The 13,044-nt window shown below is 63.5% G+C and carries 11 protein-coding genes; 5 read left to right on the forward strand and 6 right to left on the reverse strand.

Going from position 1 to position 13,044, the window contains the following annotated elements; genetic code table 11:
* Positions 1-14: 14 nt before the first annotated feature.
* The 5 genes from F3J17_RS06270 to F3J17_RS06290 all read right to left on the reverse strand — a co-directional run bounded on the left by F3J17_RS06270 (position 15) and on the right by F3J17_RS06290 (position 6,523).
* Positions 15-1,610, reverse strand: a complete 1,596-nt coding sequence (locus F3J17_RS06270) for a TolC family protein (protein ID WP_167054974.1) — start codon at positions 1,608-1,610, stop codon at positions 15-17.
* Complete coding sequence (locus F3J17_RS06275) at positions 1,597-3,648, reverse strand: FUSC family protein (RefSeq protein WP_167054976.1); 2,052 nt, start codon at positions 3,646-3,648, stop codon at positions 1,597-1,599. Before F3J17_RS06275 ends, F3J17_RS06270 begins: the two co-directional genes overlap by 14 nt.
* Positions 3,629-4,681, reverse strand: a complete 1,053-nt coding sequence (gene mdtN, locus F3J17_RS06280) for a multidrug transporter subunit MdtN (RefSeq protein ID WP_167054978.1) — start codon at positions 4,679-4,681, stop codon at positions 3,629-3,631. The genes F3J17_RS06275 and mdtN overlap by 20 nt, the downstream gene beginning before the upstream one ends.
* Before the next feature lies 1 nt (position 4,682).
* Complete coding sequence (locus F3J17_RS06285; protein ID WP_167054980.1) at positions 4,683-4,970, reverse strand: YtcA family lipoprotein; 288 nt, start codon at positions 4,968-4,970, stop codon at positions 4,683-4,685.
* Between the two features lie 314 nt (positions 4,971-5,284).
* Complete coding sequence (locus tag F3J17_RS06290; RefSeq protein ID WP_167054981.1) at positions 5,285-6,523, reverse strand: NADH:flavin oxidoreductase/NADH oxidase family protein; 1,239 nt, start codon at positions 6,521-6,523, stop codon at positions 5,285-5,287.
* A gap of 161 nt (positions 6,524-6,684) precedes the next feature.
* On the opposite strand from F3J17_RS06290, the gene F3J17_RS06295 reads away from it, so the two are divergent.
* Together F3J17_RS06295 and F3J17_RS06300 are read left to right on the forward strand one after the other, a co-directional pair.
* Complete coding sequence (locus F3J17_RS06295) at positions 6,685-7,572, forward strand: acetoacetate decarboxylase family protein (protein WP_167054983.1); 888 nt, start codon at positions 6,685-6,687, stop codon at positions 7,570-7,572.
* Between the two features lie 60 nt (positions 7,573-7,632).
* Positions 7,633-8,106, forward strand: coding sequence for a MerR family transcriptional regulator (locus tag F3J17_RS06300; RefSeq protein ID WP_167054986.1), 474 nt, complete (start codon positions 7,633-7,635; stop codon positions 8,104-8,106).
* A gap of 142 nt (positions 8,107-8,248) precedes the next feature.
* Here the strand turns inward: F3J17_RS06300 and F3J17_RS06305 are convergent, their stop codons facing one another.
* Positions 8,249-8,515, reverse strand: a complete 267-nt coding sequence (locus tag F3J17_RS06305; RefSeq protein ID WP_167054988.1) for a hypothetical protein — start codon at positions 8,513-8,515, stop codon at positions 8,249-8,251.
* 258 nt (positions 8,516-8,773) lie between these two features.
* Here F3J17_RS06305 and F3J17_RS06310 point away from each other — a divergent pair, with 258 nt between their 5' ends.
* From F3J17_RS06310 to F3J17_RS06320, 3 genes are all read left to right on the forward strand, one after another.
* Positions 8,774-8,914: a hypothetical protein gene (locus F3J17_RS06310; RefSeq protein WP_167054990.1), complete on the forward strand. Its 141-nt coding sequence runs from the start codon at positions 8,774-8,776 to the stop codon at positions 8,912-8,914.
* 138 nt (positions 8,915-9,052) lie between these two features.
* Complete coding sequence (locus tag F3J17_RS06315; RefSeq protein WP_167054992.1) at positions 9,053-10,180, forward strand: MBL fold metallo-hydrolase; 1,128 nt, start codon at positions 9,053-9,055, stop codon at positions 10,178-10,180.
* 701 nt (positions 10,181-10,881) lie between these two features.
* A complete protein-coding gene (locus F3J17_RS06320; RefSeq protein ID WP_167055551.1) occupies positions 10,882-13,032 on the forward strand; it encodes a TonB-dependent receptor in 2,151 nt (716 codons plus the stop codon).
* Positions 13,033-13,044: the final 12 nt, after the last annotated feature.

The raw sequence follows: 13,044 nt of genomic DNA on the forward strand, positions 1-13,044 counted from the left end.
CTGCGTGTGTCGCTTCAATCGCCCTGCCAGGCGGCGTCTGCGCCCGGCGGGGCGCTGCCTATTTCGCCCGTGGCGAGCGCAAGCGACGCGGCGGCGGACAGCGCGGCGCTGTAGCTGTCCGCGTAGGCGTTCTGTGCGGCGAGCAACTGGTTCTGCGCGAGCAGCGCGTCGGTGATCGAACCCACGCCGTGCCGATAGGCCGCGAACGCCGCGTCGTAAGTCGTTTGCGTCGCATCGAGCAGCGCTTTTGCCGCGCTGTTCGAAGCGAGGCTGGTCGTGAGCGCATTCTGTGCTGAGACGATCTGGCGCACGGCTTCATCGCGCGTGTGCGTGGATTTTGCAGTGGCGCTGTCGGCGTCGTTGCGCGCCTGCATCAGCACAGCGGAGCGCAGGCCGCCGTCGTAGAGCGGAATGGTCACGCCCAGAAAGATGCTGCCGCTGCGGCGGCTGCCGTTCAGATTGACCGTGGCGGCCTGGTCGCCAATTGGCGGGATCGCCGTGATCGCTGTCGTGCCCGTGCCGTAGGCCGCCGACGCGGAGAGAAACACCTTCGGCATGAATGCCGCTTCGGCCGCGCGAATCTTTGCCTGGTTGGCCTGTTCGAGCGCGTAGGCGCTTTGCACGTCCGGGCGGCGCGCGATGGCGTCCGAGACGATCTCGTCGACCGGGCGCTGCATCGTGGGCGAAAGCGTGCGCGGCGGCAGCGCCGCAATCGTCGGCTTCGATAGCGGCGAAATGCCGAGCGCCGCGACGAGGTTCAGATAGCTGTCGCTCGCGAGGCCATCGGCCTGCACTTTGGCGAGATTCGCCTGGGCACGGTTCTGGTTGGCCTGGGCGAGTTCGACCACGGTGCCGACGCCCTGCTTGAGACGCGCGCGTGCCGCGGCGAGGATGCCATCCGCGTTGTCGAGCGCCTGCTGCGTGGTGCGCGCACGGGCCGAGGCGGCCTCGTACGTGTAGTACGCGACGCTCACATCGTGGATCACCTGCTGATGGACGGCAGTGAAGGCGATGTTCGCCGCGAGCGATAGCTGGTTCGCGGCATCGACGCGCGCGCGACGGCCGCCGAAGTCGAACAGCAGCCATTGCAGCGCGAGCACCGACACCGTGCCGTGAATGTCGGTACTCGTGGAGGTGGTGCCGAGCAGCGTCGTGGTCGAACCGCTCGCTGCCGTGTAGCCGCCCATCGCCGTCGCGGTGAGTTGCGGCAGATAGGCGGTTCTGGCGATGCCAGCGGCAAGCGCTGCGTTGCGGGCGTCGTTCCAGGCGATGCGCGTGAACGGATTGGTCGACTCTGCCATGTCGATCAGTTCGGGCAGCGTGTACGCGTGGTTGACGTCGAGCGGCGCTGCGGGTTCGATGCTCGATAAGGCTGCGCTGCGCGGCAGGGTGTAGGCGTCGTGCTTTGTCGCGTGATCGGCCAGATGCAGCGGCGGCCCTGGGACGATGTTGCCCGCGGTATCGGTTTGCGGCTGCCAGGGACGGTCGGCGGCGGGCGGCGCGAGATCGAGCGAAGAGGTTGCGCAACCGGCGAGCGCGCTTGCTGCGAACGCCAGCGCTAGAGCGACGGCCAGCGGGGTCGAACGCGGCGTCGGGTCAGGGGCGCGCATCGGGCGGCGTCTCCTCGTGCGGGGCGGGCGTGGCGCTCGCCGCGATGCGGTCGTAGCGTTGCGCGATGAGTTTGAGCAGCGCTTCGATGTCCGGGGCGGAGGCGGAATCGGTTCGGGATGTCGCCGGGGCGGGTCGAGTGGCCTCGCCTTCGGGCGCGAGTTGCAGCGCTATCTCCTTCAGTCGCGCCTCGCCCGCTGCGCCCGCCTTTCCGGCCGCCAGAAACAGCGGCGCTTCCAGCGCGCCCAGTGCGGTGAGCGCGCGCCGCCGGCTGGCGATCCAGGCTGGCGCGGGGCGCACCCACGAAGGCTCGTAATGAATCAGCCCGAGGTTCTGGCGCAGCCCGCCGTAATCGGCCAGCGCCGTGGCGGTCAACGTCCGGCGCGTAGCGACGTCGGTGGCATGGGCGATGCGCGTCCATTGCGCGACCAGCTTTGCCAGCGCCGCGTCGATACTTCCCGCGATGCTCACTGGCCAGACGCGTGTGAACACCAGATAGATCACGACATTGCCGATCAGAATGCCAATCGCGCGGTCGCGCGCCAGCGTCAGGTCGAACGCGGGCGCGGCGCCCTGGATCACGCAGAGGAAGAACGCGAAGGCGATCTGCATGCCCGCGTAGGCGATGCGCGGCGAACCCATCGCCACCCATCCGGCCAGCCATGCGCCCGCGAAAACGAGCGCCATCAACTGCCACGCGGTGGTCAGCATGGGCGTGACGAACACGATGGCGGCCGTGCCCAGTGCCGCGCCAATCAGACAGCCCGCGATCCGCAGCGTGAGTTTCTCGACGGTTTCCGCCGTAGTGCCGAGCGACACCATATAGCAGGTGATGAAGCAGGTATGGATGCCCTGCCAATCCAGCTGCTGATAGAGCAGGTAGCAGAACATCGCCGCTGCCGTCGTCTTGAGGGCGTAGCGGACGTGGTCGGGGTTGGTGAAAGCATCGGCGTCGAAAAAGCCTTTGCGCGCGGGCTTTTCTTGCGCGGGCGAGGGCGCTGGAGCAGGGGCTTCCGGCGCGATGGCGAAATGTGCCAGTGCTGCGCGTAGATCCGCGAGTACGATGGCGGCCAGCGGCGTGAGTGCTTTTTCATCCGCGGCAGGGACCGTGATGTCGACGGGATAGCCGCCTGCTTCGAGCATCGCGGCCATTTGCATGAAGGTATCGACGAATGGCGCGGCGCTGGCGGGCGGCAACTGCGCAGCGGGCTCGCTTGCGGCAAGGTCGGTGGCGATCAGGATCGCCGTGGTGGACGCGGTGGCCTGGCGCAGCGCGGCGGCGTCGGCGGGTTTCAGGCTGCCTTCGAGCGTGGCGAGCTTCAGCCACGTCATGATCTGATGGTCGCCTTCGCGCAGGCTGGCTTCGAAGGCGGCGCGCCCGGCGGCGTCCGCGTTATCGGTCAGACAGGCGGCAGCGAGCTTCAAACGCCGCGCGAGCGTCGCGCACGCCAGGCGCCGCGGCGATGGCCCGATCAGCAGGTTCATCACGATTGCCAGACCAATCGGGATCGACACGAACAGCCACGCATACAACAGGCCCCGTGTGGCCGCTTCGCCCACGGGCGCCAGACCGAGCTCATCCAGCCCGAAGCCGACGATCATGGCGACGATCGCCCCCACCGGCCGCAGCTTGCTGGCGGAAGTTACGAATAGTAATCCGAACGAAAGCAGCGCCATATAGCCGACCCGCAGCGCGGGCACGTCGATGGAGAAGATCGCGAAGACCATCACGATGCCGATGATCACGGTGACGAGCAGGAACAGCGCGCACGACATGACGACGCTCGTGACCCGGTCCGGACGATTCAGAAAGAACACGATATAAGCCGATGTCGCGGCTTCGGGCGTGCCATACGCGCTGTTGACGAGCGCGGTGAGCGCGCAGATCAGCGCGATACGCGTGACGATCGATGCACGCCCTGGAAACGGCGCAAGCAGCCGGATGATCTCGCGCGGTCGCGGCGCGTTGACGTCGCCCGCCAGGCTGGCGCGCAACCCTTCGCGTTCTCCCGCGCGCAGTTCAGCGGCAGGACTGGCCATGGCGCACCTCGACGATTGCGCTCGCGCCGATCCGCACCAGCTTCGCGGGCGGCGCCTCGATGCGCACCCGCACCGGAAAGCGCTGCGAAACCCGCACCCAGTTCACCGATTGCTGCACATAGGGCAGGCTGTGCGGGATATTGATGCGGTCGGTATCGGCGATGCCCGCGCCGATGCCGATGACCTTGCCGCTCATCGCCTGTCTGCGGTCGATCATCGAGTACACGGTCGCGCAGTCGCCAAGGTCGATTGCGCCCAGCGCGGTCTCGCGGAAGTTCGCCACGGCGAACCATTCGCCCGCGTGAATCAGCGTGAAAATCGATTGATTCGGCGCGACGGTTTCGCCCGCGAGAATCGAAAGACCCGTGACATAGCCTTCGAACGGTGCGCGCACGATCGTGTCGTCGAGTGCGTGCTGGGCGCGCGCCAGCGCCGCTTCGCGCGCGTGCAGGGAGGCGATGGCGTCGGCGTCGTCGCCGATGGTTTGCGCCGAGGACTTTTGCTGCACTTTGGCCTGCTCCAGCGATACGCTGGCGTCGCGCTGTGCGACGACCGCCTGATCGAACTGCTGCGCAGACACGTAGCCTTGCGCCGCAAGCGGGCGCAAGCGCTCGACGCTGCGGGCGGCGAGGTCGTAGTTGTGCGTGGCGCGCCGGGTCTGATCGGCGGCGAGCGCGGCGTTCGACGTTTCGCCTATCACAGAGCGTCTGCGTGTGGCCAGCGCCGCGCGTGCGACTTCGACTTCGGCTTGTGCCTGCTGGACCGCCAGACGGTACGGCACGGGATCGATTTCGAACAGGATGTCGCCCTTCGCGACGTGCGCGTTCTCTTCCACCGGCACCCGCACGATGCGCCCGCCCACCGGCGAGGCGACGTGCACGACATCGGCATCGATGCTGGCGTCGTCAGTCGAGGGATAGCGCGTGGAGCGGTCGTAGGCATACCAGAGCGCCGCCGCGCCCAGCACGACGATCACGGCCGCGATGGCGCGGCCTTTCCAGGCGGGTGCGGCGGGCGCGCCAGCCATTTTCATCTCAGCGCGCCCCCGTGCCCATCAGCCAGACCAACACCCCGACGATGACGCCGATGGCGGTGCACACGGATAACTGGTACGGCACCGTGTGGGCCCAGCCGGTCTTGACGAATACGCGATGGGCGATCAACGCACCCACTACGCCCGCGATGGCGCTGGTCAGCCAGAAGGGGAAGTACGCGCCGAAAAGCGCGAAGGACGGTGCGCCGCGCGCGGCGCAGCCAGCAAGCGTGACGGTTGCCAGTAGTGAACAGGCGGTAGCGGATCTGGGCCATGTACGTTGTTTCATCGCTTGCGTGACTGGAACAAGAACTGGATACCCACTCGTCTGCCTTTACCTGCAATTGGCTGACGTATTGGCTTGATGCTGTTTCGGCTTGCGTATGTCCGGATGAGGTTCGTATGTGCGGCTTACAGCTTGCTTCGATATGCTGTGCTGAGTGCGGTACTGGGCGGCGAGGCTCCTCATCATAGCGCAGCCTATGTTGCGCGGCTTGCTGGCGGTATTCGTACCGTTGTCATAGACGAACGCGCGTTCGTTCGTGCGTCGCTCCTACGTGTGCGCAACCTGCGCGACGAGGACAGTCTGGTAGAAGCCCGTCATCAAGCCGCCATCGTCCTTTGCGTAATCCAGCGCCGGTATTCGCGGGTGCGCAGCACTTCGCCAAGCTGTTGCAGGAGCAGCGCGCGCAATGGCGAAACATCGGGATCAGGTCTTTTTCCAAGGCTCAATCTGCGCAACTGGAACTTCACCGCGGCCATATTGGCGAGCGATGCCATTGGCTTGTTTTTCCATGTGATCGGTAAAAGCGCCGGTGCGCTGTCTTTGCCGGCGCGCCAGTCGCGCGGCAGATTGGGGTCGATGGCGAGCGCCGTGCCGATGCCCACCATATCCACGCCGCTTGCGATGACCTGATCGGCAACTGCCTGGCGGCGGATGCCGCCCGTGACCATCACCGGCATGCTGGCGATCGTGCGGATCTCGCGCGCGAATTCGGCGAAATAAGCTTCGCGAGCGAGCGTGCGGCCATCGCGCGCCTCGCCCTGCATCGCAGGCGCTTCGTAGCTGCCGCCCGAGAGTTCGACCAGATCGACTGGCAGTGCATTGAGCAGTTCGACCACTTGCCGCGCGTCGTCGGCGCTGAAGCCGCCGCGCTGGAAATCGGCGGAATTGAGTTTGACGGCGACCGCAAAGCGCGGCGACACCACCGCACGAACCGCCTTGACGATCTCCATCAATAGTCGCGCACGGTTCTCCAGCGAGCCGCCCCATTGATCCGTTCTCTGATTGGTAAGCGGCGAAAGAAACTGGCTCAGCAAATAGCCATGAGCGGCGTGAATTTCCACGCCCGTGAAGCCCGCCAGTTCTCCAAGGCGCGCCGTGCGGGCGAAGCGCTGGATCACGTCGTCGATGACGGCTTCGGTCATCGCCTGGGGCGTGTTGAAATGCTTCGACATCTTGCCCAGCTCAAGCGGAACCGCCGAAGGCGCCCACGTCGGCTGACCGAGATTGGCGCGCATCTGTCGACCCGGATGATTGATCTGCAGCCAGAATTGCGCCCCTTTCGCGCGGCCGATTTGCGCCCATTTTTTGAACGCGTCCAGGTGCTGGTCGTTTTCCAGCACCACGCCCCCTGGACCCGTCATTGCGCGGCTGTCGACCATCACATTGCCGGTGATGAGCAAGCCGGAGCCGCCTTCCGCCCAGGCCTGATAAAGACGCATCAATTGCGCGGAAGGGGCGTGATGGGCGTCGGCCATGTTTTCTTCCATCGCAGCCTTGGCAATGCGGTTCTGGATGGTCGAGCCGTTGGGTAGCGCCAGCTTGTCGAACACGTTCATGAGTTCACCTCGTTAGATCGTGTTCCGACTTTAAGGTTAAAGCCAACTTGAATGTCAACCGCTTTTCTGCGGCGCTCTAGAGTGACGATTCGAACGCTTGACCTTCAAGTTGACTTGAACCTTAGAGTGGTGACCTGAACTATCGACAGAGGTTGGCGACTATGGACAGGTTGTTTGCGCAGGTCGAATTCGGGCCGTACACGGTGGAAGTGCCCGCGGGCGGATACTACGATCGCTTCCGGATGAATCCGGATCTGGATGAGGTGGCGCGCGATCCCGCAGCCGGGAATATCGATTTTTTCAGAAGGATTCCGAAGCAGATGGTGGCGTCGAGAATCGGGCCCACCTGGGCGCCGAATTTTTACTATCGCACCAGCCAGATCCAGCTGCTTTTTCTTGCCCCCATGTCGCGGCTGCGGGCGCTATTGCCGATGCCGCTCGAACCGCTGCGTGCGTTTCCCGGTTTTGGGCTGGTGGCGCTGACCTTCTTTTCCTATGGCGTGTGCGATAACGATCCCTACGATGAAGTCTCGGTTGCCGTGGTGATCCGCAGGCCTGGCGCGCGCGGGGCGCAAGCGTTGGAGTTGCGCGATGCCATGCGGCGTCGGCATTTCTTCGCGCATGTGCTGGCGCTGCCCGTCAGCACGGAAATCGCGCGCGTGCGCGGTGTGTACGGTTACCAGTTACCCAAGTGGCGTGCGCAAATCGATGTGAGCATCGATTCCGATGTGCGGGCGCATATTGCCGGTCCAAATGGTGCGCCGGATCTGACCTTGAATGCGCCGCTGCCGGTGCTGCGCGAAGTCGCGCCGCAATCGCATATGAGCACGGCCACGATGATCAATCTCGTCGATGGAAAGTGGCATCAGGCGACGGCGCAGACCAATACGCTATCGTTCGCGCAACGTCTTTTTCCGCGCGATGTGACGCTGTTGCGCAATGGCGGCCCGCTAAGCCAGTTGCTCGATGGACTGGGCGTGAAGACGATGGTTCGACTGGATGTGGTGAAGGATGCGCAGGTAGTGCTGAATTTGCCCACGCCGCTTTAAAGTGCCGATGTGCCATCATCGCGGTTGACGCAATTCATTCCGGGCGGGAGTGTCGGGAACATGAAAATAGGGGAATTGGCGCTGCGTACGGGCCTCGCCGCCTCGCGCATTCGCTTCTACGAAGACATCGGTTTGCTGAAGGCCGAGCGCGAGCCGAACGGTTACCGCAGCTATTCGCCGGAAGCCGTGCTGGTGCTCGAATTGATCGCGGCCGCACAGCAGGCCGGTTTCAGCCTGGACGAGATTCGCACGCTGTTGCCACTCGACATGGCGCAGTGGGGACATGGGGCGCTGGTCGAAACGCTGCGCGGCAAGGTGCAGGAAATCGAAGCCATGCAGGCGCGACTTGCACAGAGCAAGGCGCATCTCGTCGCGCTGCTGGCGGAGATCGACGCGAAGCCGGACAACATGGACTGCAGCGACAACGCCAGGCGCGTGTTGTCGCGCATACGCGCGGGGCAGGTGAAAGCGCCTGCCCTGGTGCAAGACGATGTGACGACGCTGCGCAAGGCCAGACGTCGCACCGCGCGTTGAAGCCCGGCCACGCAAGCGATCGCCGACAACTGAGTTTGAATTCGCAATCACCAGGCCATCAACACATGGCCTGGTTTGCGAACATCAAACCGATGTCGAATCGACCCGCTCCAGCATGCTGCCAGAGCGTACAGCGCAGGGCTTAGTGCCCGTGCGCTTCGCGCAGTCCGGCGTCGTGTTCGGGGCGTTGATCGCGCGTGCGGACGTGGAACGCCGCCGATACGATATACAGCACGCCGGCGAATGACCACGAATAGGTCGCGAGTACGAAGCTGAGAAGGAATGCGTTCTGTATTGAGTACGCATTGAGTGCCAGACAGAGGCACGCAACCGGTAACAGCAGCAGACACAACGCCGACCGATTCAGGAAAACGGCGACCTTTGCATTCTTGAGCTTTTCTGATTGCATGCCTGTCTCCATAGGGAATGGCACTGAGACATAGAGTCGCACACGATCCATGAGAGGAATACTCGGTGAATTCCCTGACAGATCACTAACTAAAATGTGCGGCAATGCAGCAAGTAAGAAGAAATGTCGCGGTGCAAGATTCAATGTTTTAGCCTTTCACTTATTTCCTGAAATTAAGGTATGCGAATTAATAATTTGCAGGGAAATGCAGTGGTAATCGCTACTGTGCATTGATTGGTCTCGTTCAACGAATGACGCATGAAAACGATTTTCTGTCGATGCGAATGGGAGTGGGAGAATTTAAGCAATCGCGATGTGATTTATTCGGACTGCGGAGTAGTCGATGCGCTGCACCGTGCTGCACGGCAAAGAAGCGCGCCGATCGAAGAAACCTCCTGAATTGGTTCGTGCGATGTCGCTCGTACGCAGACTAGCCTGACCAGATTAAGCCCCGATGAGACCCGATTTACACCGTGCAGTTTACTTTTAGCCAGGATAAACTACACTACACAGTCTACTTTTCGTCGGAAGGCGCTCATGGCTTCGATCCCTGATTTTCTCGGTCGCACTCTTGGTTTTGCCGCGGCACGTCGCTCGCGCGCCTTGTCGGGCGGTTCGCCGCAGCATGACGGCGAGCGCTTTCGCAACGTGCAGCCGCGTCCGCAGGAAGGTCTGGTGAAGAGTTTTGGCATCATCTGGAACGTGCTGTTCCGCAAGCCGCGCGGCACCGTGCCTTCCAGCGCGCTGCCGCTCGCTGCATTGAGCCGTGCGGATCTCGACGCCGCGCCCGATCGCAGCCTTTATCGGCTGGGTCACTCCACGCTGCTGCTCAAACTGCGTGGCGGGTACTGGATCACCGACCCGGTGTTCGGCGAACGCGCCTCGCCGTTCAAGCGACTCGGCCCCAAGCGTTTTCATGCGCCGCCGATTGCGCTCGAAGACCTGCCGCCGCTGCGTGGCGTAATCCTTTCGCACGACCACTACGACCATCTGGATCGCGAGACCGTGCTGACGCTCGCCGCCACCACGGATGTGTTTCTCACGCCGCTGGGCGTGGGCGACCGGCTGATCGATTGGGGTATCGACGCGAACAAGGTGCGGCAGCTCGACTGGTGGCAGAGCGCGCAGATCGACGGCATCACCTTCACCGCCGCGCCCGCGCAGCATTTTTCGGGGCGCAGTCTGTTCGACGGCAACAGCACGCTGTGGGCCTCATGGGCGATTGCGGACGACGATCTGCGCGTCTTCTTCAGCGGAGATACCGGGTACTCGGAGCACTTCAGCCTGATCGGCGAGCGGCTTGGGCCGTTCGATGTCACGTTGATGGAAACGGGCGCCTACGATCCGCAATGGCCGTACGTGCACATGCAGCCCGAGGAGACGGTGCAGGCGCATCTGGACGTGCGCGGGCGATGGATGGTGCCGATCCACAACGGCACTTTCGACCTGGCCTTGCACCGCTGGCAGGAGCCGTTCGAACGCGTGATGGGACTGGCGGCCGCGCGTGGCGTGGCGCTGGCGACGCCACGCATGGGTGAGCGTCTCGATCTGAGCGAGCCACAGCGCGGCGAACGTTGGTGGCGCGAAACTGTGCAGGAGCCGGAGATCAACGGTGGACGCAGGCGCGGCGGATGGTGCCGGGAGGCGGGCAGCGCCAGGTCCTGAGCGCGATGGGGCGGTGTGACGGCCCGCGCGCGCGGGCGACGGCATCGCCCGAAGTGAAGAGATAAAACGAGAAAAACAAAAGGGACACTCCCGCGCGCGCACTCATTTGCAACTGATCTGCGCTGGCAAGCCTCGCGCAGTGCAACGGGTACGCATCCGCCGGTCGATGTGGTCCGTCGAAACGCGCAATAGAGCGCTGGATCGCGAACCCGCCGCCGGCTATGGCCCTCGGTGGTGTTGTCGTGACGCGTACCGCTGCACCGGCGCAGGTGCCTTGCCGCAGCCAGCCGGGGCATGCGGCGCGGATCCCCTGTGAGTCCGCGTCGCATGCACCTGGCGAGCCGCTGGCGCGTGGCTGACCGCGCGCGCCGGAGCGTCCCCCGTCTTTCCGCCCGGCATCTCTCAAACGCCGGGCGCCAGCCAACATAGCAGTTCTTTCCACTGACGATTGACCGTGCGTCTCAAAAGTCCGCGCAATCGGTCAAAAATTCCACCTTGCGGGCGCTTGCGTGTCATCCATGCAACACCCTGACAGCAGGCGACATAAGCCTTTCAAAAAATAAACGGCTTTGCTACCATGCCGGCGCTATGTAATGAGAATACTTCTCATTGGCATTCTGGAGCGGGAGACGCTCCAACTTCTCGCTGACATGAATAATTCACAACTCGTACGCCGCACGGAGCGTTCGCTCGCTCGTCCTATGCAGATTGCCGTCTGGCTGGCCTTCGCGGCCGCCGCTCAATCCGCTTTCGCCCAAACTGCCTCGACCGACAGCAGCACGACATCGAATTCGGCTGCGACATCGAAAACCGGCACGGAGCAGTCGCTGCCCACCGTCAAGGTCAGCGCCAGTACCGCCGACGATTCCCCGCTCCATCTGACCACGCCGGTTTCGAACGGCGCGCTCGGCACCCGTTCGCAGCTCGACACGCCGTTTTCGACCACGGTGGTGACGGGCGAGGATCTGGCCAACCGCCAGGCCAACAAGCTCGGCGATGTGTTCGCGGGCGACGCCTCGGTGACGGACAACAGCAACGCGTACAGCGCGTGGGCGACCTACATCACGATTCGTGGCCTGCCGATCGACTGGCAGAACGGCTTCAAGATCGACGGCAACCCGTTCATTTCGTACGGCATCACCATGCCCTACGAAAATCTCGAACGCGTGGAACTGCTCAAGGGCGCGGGCGGATTCATGTACGGCTTCGCGCAGCCGGGCGGCGTGGTGAATTACGTGACGAAGAAACCGGGCAAGGACCCGGTGACGAGCTTCGACATGGGCTATCGCATGGACGGCGTGATCAGCGAGCATGCCGATCTGAGCCGCCGCTTTGGTCCGGACGGCATGTTCGGCGCGCGCATCAACTACACGCACGAAGCGGGCAAGACCTATAACGCCGGCGATATCAACCGCAATTCGGTGGCGCTCGCGCTCGACGGCCAGCTCACGCGCGACCTCGACGTTTATTTCAACGCGATCTATCAGACCAGCCGTTCGAGCGGCCAGACGCCGGCGATCTATATTTCGCCGTCGTATGCCGGCACGAGCCTGCCTGCGACCATCAGCGGCGGCTCGAACCTGCTCAACAGCGCCGGCCAGCATCTGAACACCAGCCTGCAGCTCTACACGGCGGGCGTGAAATACCAGATCGCGCCGGACTGGACCTTCAATACATCGGCGAGCTACAGCAAGTCGGCGCGCGATCGTAACGAAAGCACGCTCACGCTGGCGAACCAGGCGGGCAATTACTCCGATTACCGCTGGAACGGCGACGAAGGTCACCAGGATATCTACTGGCAAGGCACCTTCGAAGGCAAGGTCAAGACCGGGCCGTTCACGCATCAACTGGTGTTTGGCGCGTCGGTCCAGCATCAGACCAACGACTACAACAACGCAGAGACCACTGCGGGCGGTGTGCTCGGCAGCGGCAATCTCTACGTGCAGAACCCGTACGTTTTCTATTCGGGCAGTGGGCTTGAGAAATACCGCGCGAGCGAGATCAACCAGAAGGCGCTGTTCCTGAGCGACACGATGCAGATCACCAGCCGCTGGTCGCTGCTCGCGGGCCTGCGTTACACCAACTACGATCAGGAAACCTTCGCGGAGTCGGGCGCGACCACGGCGTCTTACGGCAAGAACGGCGTCATCACGCCGACCTTTGCGCTGATGTACAAGCTCGATCCGCTCACCACGATCTACGCGAGCTATCTGGAATCGCTGGAGGCGGGCCAGATCGTGTCGAGCAGCTATGCGAACGGTGGATCGGTGTTGAACCCGCTGCGCTCGCGCCAGTATGAAGTGGGTATCAAGACCGAACACGAACGCTGGAGCGCAAACGCGGCGCTGTTCCGTATCGAGCGCGGCGCAAGCTATGCAAACAGCCAGAACGTGCTGATGCAGGACGGCAGCTCGATCTACGAAGGCGTCGAGGCGGGCGGCAGTGTGCGTCTGGGCCGAAGCTGGCAGGTGGGCGGCGACATCATGTTGCTCGATACGTGGTACGCGAAGGGCCAGACCTATAACGGCAAGCGCGTGGCCGGCGCGCCGCAGTTCACGGCCGCCGCGCGCGTGAGCTACGACGTGCCATTCGTGCCGGGCCTGCAACTGGGCGCAGACGCGAAGTACACGGGTAACACCAGTGTGCGCCCGGCGGGCGATCTGGAAACGGGCGGCTACATGCTGGTGAATGTGGGCGCGAACTATATGACGCGCATTGGCGGCCATGACGTTACGCTGCGCGCGGCGATCGACAACCTCACGAATCGCCGCTACTGGATGTTCCAGTACGACAGCTATATCGCGCCGGGCGACCCGCGCACGGTCAGCCTGAACGCGAAGATCGACTTCTGATCCGGCCACGCT

The sequence above is a fragment of the Burkholderia sp. Ax-1719 genome (assembly GCF_011753055.1).
GTDB lineage: Bacteria > Pseudomonadota > Gammaproteobacteria > Burkholderiales > Burkholderiaceae > Paraburkholderia.